Genomic DNA, 19,397 nt, shown 5'->3' with positions numbered 1-19,397 from the left:
GCGACACTACTCCGCGATCCGGAGGGTGGCAGGCCCGTGCACCCAGGCGCGCACGGGTGAGGTACAGGCGGTGAGGCGGTGCCGTTGAGGTGGCGGCGGGTGGTGGTGCGGGGTCCGTCCATGTCGCCGGCACTGCGCGACGGAGACGTGGTCCTCGTCACGTTCGGCGCCCGGCCGAGGACCGGTGACGTGGTGCTGGTCCGCTGGCCGGCCCGCCCCGGGCAGTTGTCGATCAAGCGCGCGGACCGCCCGGCCGGCGCCGGCTGGCACGTCACCGGCGACAACCCGTACGGCTCGACGGACTCCGCCCAACTCGGCCCGGCCGAGGTGCTCGGCGTGGTCCGCGTCCGGCTGTGGCCCTCGCCGACGCGCCTACGCCGCCCATGAGCGCGGGGGACCCGTACCGCTGCCCTCCGTCGTCTTACCCCGCCACACGGCTCGCCCGCCACGCGGCTCGCCCGCCACGCGGCGACATGTCCGTATTCGCCACTCACGACCGGCGGGGTCGTGCCCCCGGGTAGAGCCGCCCCCGCAGCTTGGTCAGCAGCTCGGAGGTTGCGGCGGCGCGTTCCTCACCGCGCGCGGCGACCGCGAGCAGCAGCGCGTCGGTCAGTACCAGCGAGGTGAGGAACTCACCTGTCAGGCCGCTCGGAGTGTGGACGGCGGGCAGGCAGACCCGCACCCGGTCGCGCAACCGGCTGGTGAGCGAGTCGGACACCAGGATCACCGGTGCTCCCACCTCCGCGGCGTGGTCGAGCACCACCTCGCAGTCCGGCAGCAGTCGGCCCGGCACGTACATGACCACCACGTCCTCGGCGGCCAGCGCCAGCAGCTCGTCCGGCAGCGCGAAGCCGGTGGCCGAGGCGTCTCGACCCCGCCGGCCCAGCCGGCCCAGTCGCATGACCAGGTAGCGGGCCGTGAGTGAGGAGAGCCCGAGGCCGAACGCGACCACCTCGCGGGCCGAGCTGATGAGCTCGGTGGCGGCCGTGAGCTCCTCCGCTCCGACCAGCCGCCGCGTTTCTCCGATCCGTTCGCCGGCCTCGGCGAACACGGAGTCGAGCAGGTCTTCGGCGTCGTGCCCGGCGTGCTCGATGCGATTGCGCAGCCGGATGGACGGCCGGGTCTGGCCGATCATGCCCATGCCGAGGTCGTGCCTTAGCTCGGGCAGCCCGGCGTACCCCAGCGACTTCGCGGCCCGGATCACCGTCGCGTTGCTGGTGCCGGTGGCCTTGCCTATCTGGTCGGCGCTGGCGAACAACACCTCCTCTGCGTGGTCGCGTAGGTAAGACGCCACGACCTGTTCGGCGGGGGACAGGTCGGCGAGCCGCTCGCGCAGGCGGCCCACGAAGGTCGGATCTGGCATCAGGATGAACCATACACTACACCGCTTGACAGTGGCGAATCGTTCGTTACATGATGTGCGTAGCTTCCATTACATCGACGTCTCGGACTCGTACTATCCGTTACGGAGCAGCAGTCATGGCTATCTCGCTGATCGAGCTGCGCGGTACCCCCCGCGAGCGCGGGCGGCACTACGGCGAGGCCGCCGGTCCCCGGGTGCGCGCCTCGATCGACTACTACGCGGCGGCGTTCGCGCGGTCCTCCGGCCTGGACTGGCCCGAGGTGATGGCCCGGGCGCGTCGCTGGCTGCCCCTGGTGGAGGACTTCGCGCCCGACCTGGTGGAAGAGATGGCCGGCGTCGCCGAGGGCGCCGGGGTGGACCCGCTGGAGGTGCTCGCGCTCAACGCCAGGGGTGAGATCGTCTACGACCACACGTTCGCCAGGATCGACCCGGCCCCGGATTGTGGTTCGTCGGCGGAGTGCACGTCGCTGGCGCTGCTGCCGCCCGCCGCCGGCGACGGCCATGTCTACGCCGCGCAGAACTGGGACTGGCGGGCCGAGGCGGTCAACTGGACGGTCATGCTGCGCATCGTCCAGCCGCCGAAGCCCACGGTGATCATGCAGGTGGAGGCCGGTCAGATCGGCAGGCACGGCGCGAACTCGGCGGGGATCGCGCTGAACGCCAATGGCCTCGGCGGGCGCTTCGACAACGCCATCGGCATCCCGCAGGCGTTCATCCGCCGCCGGATCCTGGACAGCGACAGGTTCTCCGACGCGCTGGACGTCCCGTTCCGGGTCCGCCAACAGATCGCGGCGAACCTGCTGCTGACCCATCGCGACGGCGTGAGCATCGACCTGGAGACCACCCCGGCGCGACACCGCTGGCTCTACCCCGACGACGGCCTGCTGGTGCACGCCAACCACTACCAGGCCGGCGTGCCCAGCCAACTGGCCGACTCCTACCGTCCGTTCGCCGTCGACTCGCTCTACCGCACCGAGGTGCTGCGAGGACGGCTGCGCGCGTGCGTCGGCGAACCCGACCCCGACGCCGTGCGCAAGCTGATCGGCGACGGACTGAGCGACCACTTCGGCCACCCCGACTCGGTATGTAGCCACCCGGACCCTCGGGAGGACCCGTTGCTGCGCTCGCAGACCATCGTGTCCTCGATCGTCGACCTCACCACGGGCGCCTACTTCGTCTCCGACGGCACCCCCTGCGACGACGGCTACACACGGCTGCCGTGGGGCCTCTACGACGAGCCCGGCGAGCAGGCGGTGTGACGTGGCCATGACGGATGACACCGCGCGGGCGGCGACCAGTGAGGCCCGCGCACCGCCCGATCGTGACGACTCGGCGGTTTAGGGTCGATATGTGACGGATCGGAGCGCACGGCCGGTCGCGGTGGTCACCGGCGCGAACCGGGGCATCGGCGCCGAGGTCGCGCGTCAGCTGGCGGGGCGTGGCCACCGGGTCGTGCTCGGCGCTCGCGATCCGGCAGCCGGAGAGCGCGCGGCCGCGCGGGCGGGCGCGGGGGCGTGCGCGCGGCGGTTGGACGTCACCGACCCGGCGAGCGTCGACGCTTTTGCCGGGTGGCTGCGCGAGGAGTACGGGCGGTTGGACGTGCTGGTCAACAACGCCGGCATCCACTACGACACCGGCCAGCGCGCGGTCGCACCGGACTTCGCGGTGGTCCACGAGGCGCTTGACGTCAACCTTGTCGGCGCCTGGCGGATGTGTGCCGCGCTGCTGCCACTGATGGGCGCGGGCGGGCGTGTCGTCATGGTCACCAGCGGTGCTGGCTCGTTCGCGGAGACGGGTGGGTCGGCCGGGACGCCGGCCTACTCGGTCAGCAAGGCCGCACTGAACATGCTCACCGTCAAGCTCGCCGCCGAGCTTCGGCACCGCCGCATCCTGGTCAACGCGGTCTGCCCGGGCTGGGTGGCGACGGACATGGGTGGGCGCGGCGGCCGCCCGGTCGCGGAAGGCGCCGCCGGCGTGGTGTGGGCGGCGACGTTGCCGGACACCGGACCGACCGGCGGCCTGTTCCGCGACGCCCACCCGCTGACCTGGTAGTCCGGCCGGCCGCCGTTTCCGCGCCGCACACATGGTGTTGCCGCGGCACGCGCGTCTCCAAGCCGTGTGCGGTGGCGGCCCTGTGTGCCGGTCACGAGGCGGCTGGGCGACCGGGGCCGGGCGCGGTGCCCTGGAGCAGCATGCGCAACAAGGTGTCGAAGTCCATGGGGGTGGTCGAAGGGAAGTTGTGGCTCTGGTCGGCGGCGATCCAACCGAGGACGGCGGCGCTGAACGCGGACCAGTACTGCGGCGCGTCGGTCGGGTCGATGCCGGCGGCGACGAAGGCGGCGGTGGCGCGGTGCTCGAACTCGACGTGGTTCTCCGCGCGGTGGGGACCGGTCAGCAGGCGCACGGCGAACCCGGGCGCGGTCTCGCACTCGCGGCGCAGGTTGTGCGCCCACTCGGTGAGCCACTCCCGCCAGGTGGCCGGGTCGGGCTGGCCGGCGGGAAGGATGCGCTCGGCCATGCGCGCGCTGACCAGGCTCAGCAGGGTGTCGCGGTCGCTGACCCAGCGGTAGAGCGCCGGGGTCGTGACGCCCAGCTCGGCGGCGACGGAGGTCATCGTGAGCCGGCTCGGATCCATGCCGGCGGCGGTGGTCACGATCTTGTCCAGGTCGAGCACCGGGGGTCGACCCCGGCGAGGCGTGCTGGGCGGCGCGTGGTCCATCTAGTGAAGGGTAGGTCGAAATGAGTTAGTTAATGCATTAACTAATCTGTTAGGGTGCCCTTATGGCTGGTCTTCGGCTGGTGGCGTCATGGGTGCGCCGGGATGGCTCGCTCAAAGGGTTGTTCACGAAGCGTCTCCGGCGGTCACGCGCCCGTTACGGTGAGCGGCGGGCACTGGGTCGCGGCGGGAGCGCGAACGACTGTCCGCGTGTCGTGCTGGTGGCGGCGTGCCTCGCCGTGTTCGTGGTGATCTTGGATGCCACGATCGTCGCGGTGGCGTTGCCGGACATCCAGGTCCAGCTGGGCGTCCCTGGCGGTCAGCTGGCCTGGGTCATGAACGCCTACACGTTGGTCTTCGCCGGCTTCCTGCTGCTGGGCGGGCGATGCGCGGACGTGTACGGGCACCGGGCGGTGCTGGTGGCCGGGACCGCGGTGTTCACGGTGGCCAGTGTCGGCGCGGGCTTGGCCACGTCGGCGGGCGTGCTGGTGGCGGCGAGGGCCGCGCAGGGGCTCGGTGGCGCGCTGATGTTGCCGGCGACGCTGGCCACGGTGAACACGAGCTTCGCCGGCGCGGCGCGAGCCCGCGCGCTGGCCAGTTGGAGCGTGGTCGGCGCGTGCGGCGGCACGGCCGGCACGCTGCTCGGCGGCGTGTTGACGCAGTGGGCGGGCTGGCGGTGGATCTTCCTGGTCAACCTGCCGCTCGGCGCGGCGGTGGTCGCGCTGGCGGTGCGCGCGCTGCCGAGGGCGTCCGTTCGCCGGGGGCCGGTGCGGGCGCGGCTGGACGTGCCGGGGGCGGTCCTGGCCACGCTCGGCCTGACCGCGCTGGTGTTCGCGATCATGAGCGCCGGGCGGGGCGGCGGCCAGGCGCTCGACGTCGGCTCCGTCGTCGTGGCGGTGCTGGGGCTCGCGCTGCTGGCGGCGTTCGTGGCTCACTCCCGGTGGTGGGCCGCGTCGCCGCTGTTGCCGCTCTCGATGTTCAGGGCACCCGGCGTGAGCAGCGGGAACGCGGTGATGTTCCTGATCGGCCTCGGGTTCTTCGCCAGCCCGGTGCTGCTGTCGTTGTACCTGCAGACGGTCCGGCACGAGACGCCGTTCGCCGCCGGCCTGGCGTTTCTGCCCGGTGCGGTGGGGCTGATCGTCGGCGGCCGGTGCGCGGGGCGGACCACCACCGCGCTCGGGACACGCCGGGCGGCGGTGCTCGGGCTGGTGCCGGCCGGTGTCGGGTTCGCCGCGTTGGGCGTCCTGACCGGTCAGGCGCACCCGGGGACGGCCGCGGTGCTGGCGGCGGTCGCGGTGTTCGGGCTGGGAATCGGGGCGGCGTTCACCCCGATCACCGTCGCGGCGACCGCGGCGGTGCCCGCGCGCCACAGCGGGGTGGCCGCCGGCGTGCTCAACACGATCCGCCAGGCCAGCGGCGCGCTCGGGCTGGCCGTGCTGACCACGGTGGCCACCGCATCCGGCGCGCGCGGGTACTCGGCCGCCTACGCGGTGGCCGCGGCGTGCGCGTTGGCCGCCGCGCTCCTCGCCGGCCTGTCGCTGCCGCGCCGCCGCACCGGGGCGTCGACGCCGGACGGACCCGCCCGGTGACCGACCGCCCGCCCGCACGGCACACCCCGCCCGCACGGCACACCCCATCTCGCCTCCGCACACATGACAGGACGTGTGCGGGGCGACAGCACGATGTGTGCGGGGGTCATGGGCACGGTGGCCACGGCGACAGCGGGCGTCACGGTGTGCGCGGCGGGCGACGGCTGGTGACGCTGGTCGTGCTCTACGGCGGTCAGTATCTCGCCGCCGGCCTGATCGTCGCGCTGCCGGCGTTGCTGCGCGAGCGGGGTGCGTCGCTCGACCAGGTCGGGGCCATCTCCCTGGTGACCTTCGGGACGATCGCCAAGGTCCTGTGGGCGCCGCTGGTCGACCGCCGCCGGGAGGCCGGCGCGCGTCGAGGCCACTACCGCATGTGGCTGCTGCTGGTGCAGCCGGCGATCGCGCTGACCCTGCTGGCGATGGTCCCGCTGGACATCGGTACGCAGTTCACCGCGCTGTTCGTGGCCACCTGCGTGCTGGCCGCGCTGATCGGCACGCAGGATATTGCCACCGACGCCCTGACCGTCCGGCTCACCACGCACGCCGGGCGCGCGGCCGCGAACGCGGTGCAGGTCGGCGCCGGGTTCGGCGGCGCGATCGTCGGGACCACCGGAACCCTGGTGATCGTGCAGCACTGGGGCTGGGGCTGGGCGATGGTCGCGCTCAGCGGGGTCAGCCTGGTCCCGATGATCGCCGCGTACCGCCTCGTCGAGCCCGCCGCCACCAAGACCGAGCGGCGGCCGAGGGTCGCCGACGTGCTGTCGCTGCCCCGGCGGCCGGGAGTGGCCGCCTGGATGGGGCTGGTGGTCCCGCTGACCTGGTCCGGGATCATCCTGCCGCAGTCGTTGCTGGCGCCCATGCTGATCGACGGCGGCTGGCGGCTCGACCAGCTCGGACTGCTGACCTCCGTGCTGACCGGCGTCGCGGGCATCGCCGGAGCCGCCATGGCGGGCGGGATCGTCGGGCGGTACGGGCGCAAGCCGGCGCTGGTGGCCGCGGCCGCCGTGCAGCTGGTCGCCACCGCCGGGCTGTTCCCGCTGGCCAACACCGCGCTGGCGGTGGCCACCGTGGCTGCCCTGGGGGTGGCGCGCGGCGTGACCAACACGATCATTTTCACCGTCTGCATGGACCTGTGCCGGGAGAACACCGAGGGCAGCGACTTCACGCTGCTCGGCTCCTGGGGCTACGGCATCGCGGTGGGCGCCTCGGCGCTCGGGCCGGTCCTGGCCGGGCGGTTGGGCTACCCGGCCACGATCGCGATCGCGCTGGGCCTGAGCGCGGCCGCGCTCGTCGCCATCTGCGTCACGTTCCCGAACAGCGGCCGGTGAACCGGGGGAGCAGGCCCGCGTCGGCGGCCTCGGCCAGCGTCGGCGCGGCGGCGTCGCGTTCGGACAGCACCGGCGTCAGGCCGGACGGCCAGGGCAGGCCCAGCGCGGGGTCCAGCGCGGAGACCGTGCGCTCGATGGCCGGCGCGTACGGCGTGGAGCACAGGTAGCTCGCGACCGTGTCGTCCTCCAGCGCGCAGAACGCGTGCCCGAGCCCCTCGGACAGGTACAGCGCGGTGTACGACGAGGAGTCCAGCCGCACCGCCTCGTGCGCGCCGAACGTCGGCGAGCCGACCCGCACGTCCACCACCACGTCCAGCAGCGCGCCGCGCGGGCAGTAGATGTACTTGGCCTGCCCGGGCGGCACGTCCGCGAAGTGCACCCCCCGGATCACCCCGCGCCGGGACACGCTGTGGTTGGACTGCGCCACCCGCAGCGGCGCCCCGACCGCCTCGACGAACGCCGCCTCCTGGTACGGCGCCACGAACTCTCCCCGGTCGTCGTCGAACCGCGGCGGCGAGAAGGCCCAGGCGCCCGAGATGGACAAAGATCGACACTGCACGGGGTGTGATTCTGCTAGACGGGGCAGACAAGCCGCCCGGAGAGATGACACACTGGAGGCCTACCTGACAGCCGAGCCTCGCCGGCCGCCGCGCCATCCAGCGGCGCGACCCGAGGCGCCGTCGGGCACCGTGGTGGCGCGATACCTCGCGGACCGGTGCACGGCCAGCGGGTGCCTGGGACACCCGCCGTTTCACCAGCACCGGTTCTTCGAAGGGAACAAGATCGTGACGATCGTGCCCGAGCGCATCACGCCCTCGGATACCGCCGCCGTCCGTGAAGTCGGCGAGATCGGGACGGACGAGATCCTCACCGCCCACCGGGGCGGCAAGCTGGACATCGCCCCGACCGTGCCGCTGGACGGCGCCCGCGACCTGTCCGTGGCCTACAGCCCAGGCGTGGCCGAGGTGAGCAGGGTGATCGCCGCCGACGCCAGCCTGGCCGCCAGCTACACCTGGTCGGACCGGCTGGTCGCGGTGGTCAGCGACGGCACCGCCGTGCTCGGCCTCGGCGACATCGGCCCGCGCGCCGCGCTGCCCGTGATGGAGGGCAAGGCGGCGCTGTTCAAGACCTTCGGCGGGCTGAACTCGATCCCGATCGTGCTGGACACCACCGACGTGGACGAGATCGTCGAGACGCTGGTGCGGCTGCGGCCCAGCTTCGGCGCGGTGAACCTGGAGGACATCTCCGCGCCGCGCTGCTTCGAGCTGGAGCGCCGGGTCACCGAGGCGCTGGACTGCCCGGTCATGCACGACGACCAGCACGGCACCGCGATCGTGGTGCTGGCCGCGCTGCGCGGCGGGTGCGCCGCCCTCGGGCGCGAGCTGCCGCCGTTGAAGGTCGTCATCACCGGCGCCGGCGCGGCCGGGGTGGCCTGCGCGGAGATCCTGCTCGCCGCCGGCGTCACCGACGTCACGGTGCTGGACTCGCGCGGCGTGCTGGTGCCCGGCCGGGACGGGATGAACCCGGTCAAGGCCGACCTGGCCGAGCGCACCAACCCGCGCCGGATCAGCGGCGGGGTGGCCGACGCGCTGCCCGGCGCCGACGTGTTCATCGGGCTGTCCTGCGCCACCCTGCCCGAGGAGCTGCTGGCCACGATGGCGCCGGACCCGATGGTGTTCGCGCTGTCCAACCCCGACCCGGAGGTGAACCCGGACGTCGCCGCCCGCTACGCCCCCGTGGTCGCCACCGGCCGCAGCGACTTCCCGAACCAGATCAACAACGTGTTGGCCTTCCCCGGCGTGTTCCGGGGCGCGCTGGACGCCGGCGCCACCCGGATCACCGACGCGATGAAGCTGGCCGCCGCCGAGGCGATCTTCGAGGTGGCCACCGACGACCTGGCCACCGACCGGATCGTGCCCAGCCCGTTCGACCCCCGGGTGGCCTCCACGGTCGCCACCGCCGTCGCCCGCGCCGCCGCGCAGTCCTAACCGACGCCCAGGTCGGCCGCCGCGTCCCCCACCGCGATCGACAGCACCAGGGACGCGGCGGCCAGCGCCAGGAACGCCCCCGGGAAGGCGATGTTGTAGAACACCCGGGCGCGCACGTGCGCGATCACCGCGCCGACGAAGAACGCCACCAGCCCGAAAGCGGCCGCCGTGCCGATCACCGGCACCCCGAGCAGCCCCAGCAACAACCCCGCCGCGCCGGCCGCCTTCAGCACCGCCAGCCCCGGCAGCCACGAGACCGGCACGCCGACCTCGGCGGAGTTGTCGAGAACGAACCGCGCCCGAGCGAAGTCCGCCGCCGCGATGCCCGCGTTCGCCAGGATCGTGACGCCGGCGACGACAACATATGCGATACCCATGCCCCCTCGACGGGCCGGCCGCCGCGGAGGTGACCGCAATAGCCGTGAGTGGTTAGCGTGGCTATAGCAACGCTAACCACTCACGGGTGCAGGACGTCGTCGAGCCAGTCGTAGATGCGCGCCAGCGCGAGCCGTTGCGCGCCGACGTGGCAGTGCGCGTCGGCGCCCTCCTCGGCGGTGAACTCCAGCAGCGTCTTCGGGCAGGTCAGGTGCTCGAACAGCCGCTGCGGCTGGCCCTCGAAGAACAGGTCGTCGGCGGCCGAGCAGACCAGGGTGGGGCAGGCGATCCGCTCGGCCACCCCGTCGCGCAGGTGGTAGTCGAGGTAGCTGGCCAGGAACCGCCGGGGCGAGTCGGCGCCCATCACGTACTGGCCGTGCCCGAAGGCCCACCGCGCCGTCGGGTTGGTCTCGATGGCCGTGCGCAGCATGTCGTCCAGCTCGTCGTCGCGCGGCGCGCGGGCGCGGCGGGCCAGCTCGTCGGCGTCGAGCGGGAACATGGCGGTCACCGCGGCGGCGGCGTCGTACACCCCGTCGACGGCGATGACCGCGGCGATCCGGGGCTCGAACGCGGCGGCGCGCGGCGCGAGCATCCCGCCGAGGCTCTGCCCCAGCAGCGCGACCCGCGTCATGTCGACCTCGGGCCGGGTGGCCAGGTGGTCCAGCACCGGCGCCACCGCGTGCTCCCAGTCCGGCCGGAACGGCAGGCCGTAGCGGTGGATGGCGCTGGGCTGGCCGGGCCCGTCGAAGCTCAGCACGTGGTAGCCGCGCTCCACGGCGGCCCACGCGCCGACGAAGTGCACCTCCTCGGCGCTGCCGTCGAACCCGCTGTGCATCATCACGGTCGGGCGCGGCTCGGACCCGTCGCCGGCGCGGTAGAAGTAGCCGTGCAGCGCCGCCCCGGCGATCGAGCCGTACGGGATCGTCACCGGCTCGATCGCCGGCCGGAACAGCCGCGCCGCCGCCCGGAAGTGCTCCACCGACCTGTCGTAGGCGTACGCGATGCGCGGGTCGCTCGGGTTGTCGTGCAGGAAGAACTCGGCGGTACGGAAGTACGTGGACGCGCGGAGGTGGCCGTCGCGGGCGCTGACCGGGTGCCCGGCGGCCTGCGCGCGCGAAGCCTCCCCGCCGACCCGCTCGGCGGTGGCCAGCCAGGCGTCGTGCCAGCCGTCGTAGTCGCCGGGGGTGATCCGTTCGGCGGTGGCCAGCACCTCGCCGAAGTCCGCACCGCCGTAGCTGGCGTTGCCGAACACCCGCAGCGTCTCGAACCAGAACTGCTTGTCGTCCTCGAACAGCACGGCGCGCATGCCGCCTCCTCCCAGAATTTGGACGGGACGGAACCGTACCGTCCTATCTCAATGTAGACGGGACGGGTACGTACCGTCCACACGTATGCTGAGACCGTGACCGAGACCCGCCGCGCGCCGACCGGCGCTGCCGTACTCCAGTCCCGGGTGACCCGCGCGATCACCGAGGCCGTGCTGGACGAGCTGGCCGAGCGCGGCTACGGGCGGCTGTCCATGGAGGCGGTGGCCAGGCGCGCGGGCGTCGGCAAGAGCGCGCTGTACCGCCGCTGGCCGGCCAAGCGGGACATGGTGGTCACGGTGATCTCGGAGTTCAGCGTGCCGCGCGCCGAGGTCCCGGACACCGGGTCGCTGCGCGGCGACCTGCTCGCCACGCTGCACGCCATCCACGAGTGGCTGGCGCATCCGAGGACCGCGACGATCCTGCCGGACCTGACCGCCGAGGCGGCGCGCAACCCGGACCTGGCCGAGGCCATGCGGGACGCGGTCGGCGAGCCGAGGCGGGCGCTGGGGGCGGCCACCCTGCGTCGCGCCGTCGAGCGCGGCGAGCTGCCCTCGGACCTCGACGTCGAGCTCGCCCTGGACCTGGTCGCCGCCCCGATCTACTGGCGCGCCAACGTCCGAGGCGTCCCGGTGACCGCCGCCTACCTGGAAGACCTCGCCGAGCACCTGCTGCGCGCCCTGGGCGCGGCGGTGCCCCGGCGGTAGTGCCGACCGCGACGCGCCGGCGAGAACGGGTTTCACCGGAACGCGGTCACCGGTGTGGTGGGGGCACGGCGGCCGGTTGATCACCCCAATCGGTGCACGCGGGTTGTGATCACACCGGTCACGGACGGTAGCATGGCGATGCGGCTCGACCTGGGCAAATCCGCGGGCCTTCACGGGCAGTAACCCTTCGTGAGGGACCGTCCGCGCACCCGGCCGATAGTTTGTCACCTACACGAGTGAGACCCCCGGACCTTTTGTTGCCATGGCTCGTTGGGCCGGGTGACAACGTCCACGCGGGCGTGAATTCGGACCGTGAAGGGGAACACGTGGCCGACCTCGGGCAGTGGCTCGACTCCCAGAGGGGTGGGGGTCCGGGCGGACGAGGGGGAGCGGGGTCGACGACCGGGATACGGAACGGGGCCGCCGGAAGGCACGGCCTGGTGCCCGCCCAGGTCTCCGACTCGCAACCCAATCCGCTGGTCGCCCCCGGATACTCGTCGATCCCGGACTCACCGGCCGGTATCGCCGGCCCTGGCGCCCCCGCCGCGCCGGCCCGCTCGCGCCACGGTAATCCCGGGAACGCGCAGGTCCCCGGGAACGGCCAGGCCCCGCGCGGCGCGCCCGGTTCGAACGGCGGACAGGGTTCGGTCGGCCCGCTGGGTTCTGGTGCCGGCGCCGCGCCCGGTGCGGGCGGTGCGGGCGGTGCCGCCCCCTCGGCTGGCGCGCCTTCGGGTGCCAAGCCCGCCGGCGCGGGCAACCAGGCCGGGGTTGCGAACGCGCGGGCCGCATCGGCGACGCAGAAGGTCGCGCCGCCTGCCGCTCCCGCGGGGCCGGGCAGCGCCGGACCGGACTCCGGCGCGACGCGAGCGTTAGTGCCGCCGACCCCGCCGCCGTCGACTCCTCCGACCCCGCCGCCGGCCGCCCCGCCCTCGGCGTCGGTCTCGATCGAAGCGCTGCCGCTGCCGTCCGCGCCCACGATGCTCTGCGACGCGGGCGACCGCGTGCTGCGGGTGAACGCGGCCCTGCTACGGATGGCCGGCCGCGACCCACGGCTGCCGAACGCCGCCGACGGCATCGTCGGCCGCCCGCTGTCGCAGCTGGTGGTCGGCCCGGACGGCGACGCCCGGCTGGTCCGCCCGGACGGCGCACTGGCCAGGGTGCGGGTGGTCCGCTGGGCGCTGCCGAACGTGGGACCGGACGGCCTGCGCGCCGTGATGCTGATCGACGCCGCGGCAGCCGCGCCGCCGGTCGCCCGCCGCGACGACGCCGACCGCGAGATCGCCGAGCTGCAGCGGTTGGCCAAGGTGGGCGGCTGGAGCTACGACCTGCGCACCGGCGCACTGCACCGCAGCGTGGCGCTGGTCGAGCTGTACCGCGACATCGGCCTCGAACCCGACGCCCAACCCAACGGCTCGATCGAGCTCGAACAGGTCGCCGCTCTGTGCACCGTGCTGCGCGACCAGGCCGCCAAGCCCGGCGACAAGGCGGCCGACACGAACAAGGCCACCGACGAGCACCAGATCGAACGCCGTACCGTGCCCTCGCCTCACTCGCCGGCGGGGCTGGATGAGCGCTCCTCAGCGGGTCGTTCTGATCTCGGTGCGGGTCGCGCTGTACCGCCGTCCGAGCACGTTCTCAGCTGCCGGGCCACCGTCGAGCGCAACGCCGAGGGCGCGCCGGTGCGGCTGGTCGGCACCGTGCAGGACGTCACCGAGCGCTGGGTCGCCGAGCAGCGGATCGGCCGCGCCACCCAGCGCTACCTGGACCTGGTGTCGATCGCCCCGGTCGGCGTCGGCGTGTTCAACCGCACCGGCCACCTGGTCGACGCCAACGGCGCCCTGTGCGCGCTGCTCGGCGTGTCCGGCGAACGGCTGCGCGGGGTGTCCGCCCGCAGCCTGGCCGTCGAGCCGACCGCTGCCGGCAACACCCCCCAGGACGGCGAGGACGAAGAACTGGCGTTCCTGCGCCGCCCGCGCCCCGGCGGCCCCACCGGCTACCGGGTGCCGCAGTACGCCATCCGGCGCGCCGACGGCACCTCCGTCTGGTGCGAGCTGTCCGTGACGGTCTCCATCGGCGACGACGGCCGCCCGTTCTGGCTGGTGGTGTTCACCGACATCTCCGAGCGCCGCCGTGCCGCCGACGTGCTGCGCATGTCCGGCACCCACGACGAGCTGACCCGGCTGCCCAACCGGTCCTCGGTCACCGCCCGGCTCGGGCGCCTGCTGGCCGGCCCGGACCGGCACAAGATCGCCGTCCTGTGCTGCGACCTGGACGACTTCAAACGGGTCAACACCGCGCTCGGGCACGCCGCCGGCGACCAGGTGCTGATCATGCTGGCGGCCCGGTTGCAGCGCGAGCTGCCGGTGGGCTGCTCGCCGGCGCGGCTGTCCGGCGACGAGTTCGTGGTGGTCTGCGACGACGTGCTGGCCTTCGGCGGGGTGCCCAAGCTGGCCGAGACGGTCTCCGCGCTGCTGCGCGGCCCCGTCGAGGTGGACGGCCAGGTCGTGCGGGTCTCCGCCGCGATCGGCGTGGCCACCCCCGCGGACGGCGACGGCCGGATCGGCGTCACCAGCGCCGAGGACCTGCTGCGCTTCGCCGACGCCGCCATGTACGACGCCAAGGGCCGGGGCGCCGGCCAGCTCGGCTTCGTCACCGCCGAGACCGCGACCAGCGCGAACAACCAGCTGCGGCTGGAGGACGAGCTGCGCGAGGCGATCGCCACCGACGGCCTGGCGCTGCACTACCAGCCGGTGGTGGGCCCGGACGGCACCGTGCGCTCGGCCGAGGCGCTGATCCGCTGGCCGCACCCCGAGCGCGGCATGCTCTTCCCCGGCGAGTTCATCCCGGTGGCCGAGCGCGGCGGGCTGCTGCGCGAGCTGGACAAGTGGGTGCTGCGCACCGCCGCCAAGGAGGCCGCCGGCTGGCCCGCGCACAACCGCCGCCCGGTCAGCGTGGCAGTCAACCTGGCCGGCCTGCTCCCCGGCGACGACGACTTCCTGCCGACCGTGCGCACCACGCTCGCGGAGAGCGGCCTGAACGGCGACCGGCTGGTGCTCGAACTGGTGGAGACCAGCCTGGTCTCGCTGCCCAAGCGCACCCTGGCCGCGATGAGCGAGCTGGCCGGGCTGGGCGTGCGCTTCGCGGTGGACGACTTCGGCACCGGGTACTCCTCGCTGTCGCGGATCAAGGAGCTGCCCGCGCAGATCGTCAAGGTGGACCGGACGTTCGTCAGCGGCATCAGCTCCGACCCGGCCGACTTCGCGGTGGCCAGGGCCGTCGTCCAGATGGCCTCGGCGATGGGCCGCTACTGCGTGGCCGAGGGCGTCGAGACCGCCGAGCAGTTCCACGCCCTGCGCGGCCTCGGCGTGGACGCCTACCAGGGCTGGCTGTTCGCCAAGGCGATGGACCCGTCCGCGTTCCGCTCCGTCCTGACCGGCCCGACGCTGCCCACCCCCGACGGCGAGACCCCGTCCCCGCCCGACGGCATGGCCACCCAGGCCCTCCCGACCGGCGCCAAGATGCCCGAGCCGATCGACATCCGCGGCCTCGACCGCCCGGCCGGCCGCCGCGCGGCCCCGCCCGACAGCGAGCGTCCGGACCTGCCCCGCCGCGCCGCCCCGGCCGGAACCGACCGCCCGGACACCGGCCGCCGCGCCGCAACCGACCGCCCGGAGTCGGGCCGCCGCCGCGCCGCGAGTGACCGCCCGGACAGCGGCCGCCGCGCCGCCCCGCCCGCGACCGACCGCCCCGAAACCGGCCGCCGTGCGGCCCCGACCGGAGGAGACCTGCCGCGCCGTTCCACCCCGGAACGCCCGGACGGACCTCGCCGGTCGGCCCCGCCACCCCCGCCGCCCGCACCACCCAAACCACCGGGCCGACCGTCCGCGCCACCCCGGCGCCCGGACCCGACCCGCGACGGCGGACCGGAAACCAAGTTCGACCTCCTCGCCGGCCTTCCGCCGCCACCCCCGAAGTCCGACCCCCTGGCCCCCTGACCGGCACCGCCGTCGCCGATCTACGGGAGGCGTCCTGGCTAGGCCACCGTGCGCGGGATAGCCTGTTCGGACTCGTGGCGGCCGGCAAGGAGCTGTCATCGACAGTGTTGGGGGCCCCGGATGATCGAGTTCCGGGATGTGACGAAGCGTTTCCCTGACGGCACCGTCGCCGTGGACGACCTGAACCTGGAAGTGGAGAACGGACGGATCACCGTATTCGTCGGCCCGTCCGGCTGCGGCAAGACGACCTCGCTGCGGATGATCAACCGGATGATCGAGCCCACCGAGGGCGCCATCCTGGTCGACGGCAAGGACGTGATGGCCGGCGACCCGGCCGAGCTGCGCAGGGGCATCGGCTACGTGATCCAGCAGGCCGGCCTGTTCCCGCACCGCACCATCGTGGACAACGTGGCCACCGTGCCGCTGCTGCTGGGCTGGGACAAGAAGAAGGCCCGCAAGCGCGCGCACGAGCTGATGGAGCTGGTAGGCCTCGCGCCCGAGATGGCCAAGCGCTACCCCGGCCAGCTCTCCGGCGGCCAGCAACAGCGCGTCGGCGTGGCCAGAGCCCTGGCCGCCGACCCGCCCGTACTCCTGATGGACGAGCCGTTCAGCGCCGTCGACCCCGTCGTGCGCGAAAGCCTCCAGGACGAGCTGCTCCGCCTGCAGTCCGAGCTCGGCAAGACCATCGTCTTCGTCACCCACGACATCGACGAGGCGATCAAACTCGGCGACAAGGTGGCCGTCTTCCGGGTAGGCGGCCTGCTGGCCCAGTACGACGAGCCCGGCGCCCTGCTGGCCCGCCCCGCCGACGACTTCGTCGACAACTTCGTCGGCCGTGACCGCGGCTACCGAGGCCTGGGCTTCCGCTCCGCCGACGGCCTCCCCATCGGCGACCTCCGCACGGTCCCCCTGGGCACCCCCACCGCCCAGGCGCGCACCGACCTGGGCGACGACTGGGCCCTCGTCGTAGACGCCGACCGCCGCCCCCAAGGCTGGGTCCGAGGCCCCGACCTGCCCACCCCCACCGCCCGCGAGTCGGGAGACTCAGCACAGCGAGTCGGGGCCAACGGCACACCCGGGGACGGCACAGAGACGCTGATCGGCGCCGAGCACCTGGTCGCCGGCGGCTCCCTCTACGACACCGAGGCCGACTCCCTGCGCGGCGCGCTGGACGCCGCGCTCAGCTCGCCGTCCGGCATCGGCGTCGCGGTGGACGGACAGGGCGCGGTGGTCGGCTCGGTCAAGGCCGACGACGTGCTCGACGCGCTGGCCGCCGCCCGCGCCAGCGAGGCCGCCGCGTGATCTGGAGCTGGATCCCGCGCAACGCGGACCTGATCCTGTCCCTGCTGGGCGAACACCTGGTGCTCTCCCTGGTGCCCGTGGTCATCGGCCTTGTGGTGTCCGTCCCCCTGGGCTGGCTGGCGAACCGCTCGGTAGCCGCCCGCGCGATCCTCATCCCGTCCGCCGGGATCCTCTACACGATCCCGTCGCTGGTCCTGTTCATCGTCCTGCCCAGCATCCTGGGCACGAAGATCCTCAACCCGATCAACGTCGTGGTGGCCCTGGCCATCTACACGGTGGCCCTGCTGGTCCGTTCGGTCGCCGACGCGCTGGCCGCCGTCCCGTCCGCCGTGATCGCCGCCGCCACCGCCATGGGCTTCCGCTCGCTGCGGCGCTTCGCCACCGTCGACTTCCCGCTGGCCATCCCGGTGCTGATCGCCGGCCTGCGCGTCGCCACCGTGTCCAACATCAGCCTGGTCAGCGTCGGCGCGGCGATCGGCATCGGCGGCCTCGGCCAGCTGTTCACCGACGGCTACGACCGCAGCTTCCCGACCGAGATCGTCACCGGCATCGCGCTGTCCATGCTGCTCGCCCTGCTGGCCGACGCAGCGCTGCTGGCCCTCGGGCGGCTGGCCACCCCGTGGAACCGGGTCGGCACGGCGGCCGGGAGAACCTCATGAACATCTTCGCGCAGGTCCTGGGCTGGCTGGCCGACCCGGCGCACTGGAAGGGCACCGACGGCATCCCGGTCCGGTTGGCCGAACAGCTCTACTACAGCGCGCTGGCGCTGGTCGTCGGCTTCGTCATCGCGGTGCCGGTGGGCGCGTTCGTGGGCCACACCGGCCGGGGCGGGTTCCTCGTCGTCGGCATCGCCAACTGGCTGCGCTCGCTGCCCGACTTCGGCCTGCTCATCCTGTTCGTGCTGCTGATCGGCATCCAGCTGCTGCCGGTGACGGCGGCGCTGCTGGTTCTGGCCGTCCCGCCGCTGCTGGCCGGCACCTACGCCGGCATCAGCAACGTGGACCGCTCGGTGGTGGACGCGGCGCGCGGCATGGGCATGCGCGAGCGGGACGTGCTGCTCAAGGTCGAGCTGCCCAACGCGCTGCCGCTGCTGATCGGCGGCCTGCGCTCCGCCGCGCTGCAGGTGATCGCGACCACCGCGATCGCGGCCTACGTCGGCTACGGCGGCCTGGGCCGCTACCTGATCGACGGCCTGCACCGCCACGACTACACCCAGATGGTCGGCGGCGCGGTGCTGGTCGGCCTGCTCGCGCTCGCGGTCGAGGGCGTCCTGGCGCTGCTGCAGCGCGCGGTGGTGTCCCCGGGCCTGCGCGTCGACCGCCGCCGCGCCCGGCCGGTCAGCGAACCGAAGACGGACATCCCCCGCCGCCCGCCGGCGGACCGACCCACCCTGGAGAAGGCCGGAGTGACCTCATGAGACGCACCCTGACCGCGCTGACCACCGCAACCGCCGCCGCCCTCGCGCTCGCCGCCTGTGGGGGTGGTGGGGGCGGTCCGCTGGACAGCGGCTCCGGCGCCGGCTCGCCCGCACCCAGCGACGTCCTCAAGATCGGATCGGCGAACTTCTCCGAGAGCACGCTGCTGGCCGCGATCTACGCCGGTGCGCTGCAGGCCAAGGGCGTCAAGGTCGACAGCACCCCGCCGCTGGGCAGCCGCGAGACCTACGTGCCCGCGCTCAAGGACGGCTCCATCGACCTGATCCCCGAGTACACCGGCACCCTGCTGAAGTACCTGGACCAGAACGCCGCCCAGAGCGCCCCCGACGAGGTCTACGCCGCGCTGCAGAAGACGGTGCCCGCGCCCCTGACCGTCCTGGAGAAGTCCCCCGCCGAGGACAAGGACGCCGTCGTGGTCTCCAAGGAGACCGCCCAGAAGTACAACGCCAAGTCCATCGCCGACCTGGCCCCGCACTGCGGCGAGCTGGTCTTCGGCGGCCCGTCCGAGTTCGAGACCCGCGCGGACGGCATCCCGGGCATCCTCAAGACGTACAACTGCAAGTTCCAGTCCTACCGCCCGCTGGACACCGGCCCCGTAACGATCAAGGCCCTGGAGGACGGCACCATCCAGGCCGCCGACATCTTCACCACCAACCCCGCGATCAAGGACAAGGGCTTCGTCATCCTCGACGACCCGAAGAACAACTTCGCGGCCCAGAACGTGGTCCCGCTGATCAACTCCAAGAAGGCCACCGACCAGGTCAAACAGACCCTGAACGCCATCTCCGCCAAGCTCACTACCCAGACCTTGATCGACCTGAACGCCAAGGTCAACGCCCCCGACAAGCCCAACCCCAGCACCGTCGCCAAGGAATGGCTCACCGCCAACGGCCTGGCCTGACCCGACCCCGTGAGTGGTTAGCGTTGCCATAGCCACGCTAACCACTCACGGGCTCAAGGTTCTGCTGACTCAACGGCATTTGCACAGCCATCGGGCTTTCTGTCGTGCGCACGACAAGCAGGCGTTGAGGATCAATGCCAGCCTGGTCGGCACATACCCCAGTCGGGCGCAGTTCTATCGGTGGGTGTTCGGTGAACTCGCCGGGTTGCCGTATCCGGATCGCTGTCGGGTATTGGAGGCGCTCTTTCCCGGCCACACCGCAGCCGAGCTTTTCGGTGCACCATTAACCGTCGGAGTCGGCGAAAGGGCTGCCGCTCGGGCGGAGCGGCCGGTGAACCTCCGGCCGCACATCGAGCGCGGCTTCGAGCGGCCGAGGGTGACGATCGACTTCGC

17 protein-coding genes are annotated in these 19,397 nt (G+C 73.2%); 12 read left to right on the top strand and 5 right to left on the bottom strand.

Going from position 1 to position 19,397, the window contains the following annotated elements; all coding sequences use genetic code 11:
* Positions 1-78: 78 nt before the first annotated feature.
* Positions 79-387, top strand: coding sequence for a S26 family signal peptidase (locus N912_RS0134980; RefSeq protein WP_037068133.1), 309 nt, complete (start codon positions 79-81; stop codon positions 385-387).
* Between the two features lie 103 nt (positions 388-490).
* Here the strand turns inward: N912_RS0134980 and N912_RS0134975 are convergent, their stop codons facing one another.
* Entirely contained in the window at positions 491-1,363 is an 873-nt protein-coding gene (locus N912_RS0134975; RefSeq protein ID WP_037068131.1) for a MurR/RpiR family transcriptional regulator, read from the bottom strand.
* Positions 1,364-1,479: 116 nt separating this feature from the next.
* Between N912_RS0134975 and N912_RS0134970 the strand changes: the two genes are divergently transcribed.
* Together N912_RS0134970 and N912_RS0134965 are read left to right on the top strand one after the other, a co-directional pair.
* Entirely contained in the window at positions 1,480-2,622 is a 1,143-nt protein-coding gene (locus N912_RS0134970) for an acyl-CoA--6-aminopenicillanic acid acyltransferase (RefSeq protein WP_037068130.1), read from the top strand.
* A gap of 91 nt (positions 2,623-2,713) precedes the next feature.
* Positions 2,714-3,415: an SDR family NAD(P)-dependent oxidoreductase gene (locus tag N912_RS0134965; protein ID WP_028926077.1), complete on the top strand. Its 702-nt coding sequence runs from the start codon at positions 2,714-2,716 to the stop codon at positions 3,413-3,415.
* Between the two features lie 91 nt (positions 3,416-3,506).
* On the opposite strand, the gene N912_RS56565 is transcribed toward N912_RS0134965, so the two are convergent.
* Positions 3,507-4,082: a TetR/AcrR family transcriptional regulator gene (locus tag N912_RS56565; RefSeq protein ID WP_037068272.1), complete on the bottom strand. Its 576-nt coding sequence runs from the start codon at positions 4,080-4,082 to the stop codon at positions 3,507-3,509.
* A 212-nt stretch (positions 4,083-4,294) separates the two neighbouring features.
* Between N912_RS56565 and N912_RS0134955 the strand changes: the two genes are divergently transcribed.
* Both N912_RS0134955 and N912_RS0134945 read left to right on the top strand, forming a co-directional pair.
* Positions 4,295-5,668 carry an MFS transporter gene (locus N912_RS0134955; RefSeq protein ID WP_028926076.1) on the top strand — a complete coding sequence of 458 codons (1,374 nt, stop codon included), beginning with the start codon at positions 4,295-4,297 and terminating at the stop codon, positions 5,666-5,668.
* A 167-nt stretch (positions 5,669-5,835) separates the two neighbouring features.
* Positions 5,836-6,996: an MFS transporter gene (locus N912_RS0134945; RefSeq protein ID WP_169748011.1), complete on the top strand. Its 1,161-nt coding sequence runs from the start codon at positions 5,836-5,838 to the stop codon at positions 6,994-6,996.
* Here N912_RS0134945 and N912_RS0134940 read toward each other — a convergent pair.
* The gene (locus N912_RS0134940; protein ID WP_425415345.1) at positions 6,971-7,540 is read right to left on the bottom strand and encodes a dTDP-4-dehydrorhamnose 3,5-epimerase family protein; all 570 of its coding nucleotides are present in this window, start codon (positions 7,538-7,540) and stop codon (positions 6,971-6,973) included. The two genes, N912_RS0134945 and N912_RS0134940, sit on opposite strands and share 26 nt — an antisense overlap.
* A 304-nt stretch (positions 7,541-7,844) precedes the next feature.
* On the opposite strand from N912_RS0134940, the gene N912_RS0134935 reads away from it, so the two are divergent.
* Complete coding sequence (locus N912_RS0134935; protein ID WP_245645648.1) at positions 7,845-8,984, top strand: NAD(P)-dependent malic enzyme; 1,140 nt, start codon at positions 7,845-7,847, stop codon at positions 8,982-8,984.
* Here N912_RS0134935 and N912_RS0134930 read toward each other — a convergent pair.
* Complete coding sequence (locus N912_RS0134930; RefSeq protein ID WP_028926072.1) at positions 8,981-9,361, bottom strand: DoxX family protein; 381 nt, start codon at positions 9,359-9,361, stop codon at positions 8,981-8,983. The genes N912_RS0134935 and N912_RS0134930 overlap by 4 nt on opposite strands.
* An 80-nt stretch (positions 9,362-9,441) precedes the next feature.
* The gene (locus N912_RS0134925) at positions 9,442-10,665 is read right to left on the bottom strand and encodes an alpha/beta hydrolase family protein (RefSeq protein ID WP_028926071.1); all 1,224 of its coding nucleotides are present in this window, start codon (positions 10,663-10,665) and stop codon (positions 9,442-9,444) included.
* Between the two features lie 96 nt (positions 10,666-10,761).
* Here N912_RS0134925 and N912_RS0134920 point away from each other — a divergent pair, with 96 nt between their 5' ends.
* The 6 genes from N912_RS0134920 to N912_RS0134895 all read left to right on the top strand — a co-directional run bounded on the left by N912_RS0134920 (position 10,762) and on the right by N912_RS0134895 (position 19,004).
* Entirely contained in the window at positions 10,762-11,370 is a 609-nt protein-coding gene (locus N912_RS0134920; RefSeq protein WP_028926070.1) for a TetR/AcrR family transcriptional regulator, read from the top strand.
* Between the two features lie 872 nt (positions 11,371-12,242).
* Entirely contained in the window at positions 12,243-15,365 is a 3,123-nt protein-coding gene (locus tag N912_RS56560; protein WP_051581225.1) for a putative bifunctional diguanylate cyclase/phosphodiesterase, read from the top strand.
* Positions 15,366-15,485: 120 nt separating this feature from the next.
* Complete coding sequence (locus N912_RS0134910) at positions 15,486-16,667, top strand: ABC transporter ATP-binding protein (RefSeq protein ID WP_028926069.1); 1,182 nt, start codon at positions 15,486-15,488, stop codon at positions 16,665-16,667.
* On the top strand, positions 16,664-17,326 hold the full coding sequence (locus tag N912_RS0134905) for an ABC transporter permease (protein ID WP_211261511.1): 663 nt from the start codon (positions 16,664-16,666) through the stop codon (positions 17,324-17,326). Before N912_RS0134910 ends, N912_RS0134905 begins: the two co-directional genes overlap by 4 nt.
* A complete protein-coding gene (locus N912_RS56555) occupies positions 17,323-18,084 on the top strand; it encodes an ABC transporter permease (protein ID WP_051581224.1) in 762 nt (253 codons plus the stop codon). Before N912_RS0134905 ends, N912_RS56555 begins: the two co-directional genes overlap by 4 nt.
* The gene (locus N912_RS0134895; RefSeq protein WP_028926067.1) at positions 18,081-19,004 is read left to right on the top strand and encodes an ABC transporter substrate-binding protein; all 924 of its coding nucleotides are present in this window, start codon (positions 18,081-18,083) and stop codon (positions 19,002-19,004) included. The genes N912_RS56555 and N912_RS0134895 overlap by 4 nt, the downstream gene beginning before the upstream one ends.
* Positions 19,005-19,397 lie beyond the last annotated feature (393 nt).

Source organism: Actinospineispora acaciae DSM 45401, from assembly GCF_000620785.1.
Lineage (GTDB): Bacteria > Actinomycetota > Actinomycetes > Mycobacteriales > Pseudonocardiaceae > Pseudonocardia > Pseudonocardia acaciae.
The sequence above is the reverse complement of the archived record's forward strand: the minus strand, read 5'-3'. Positions and strand labels throughout refer to the sequence as shown.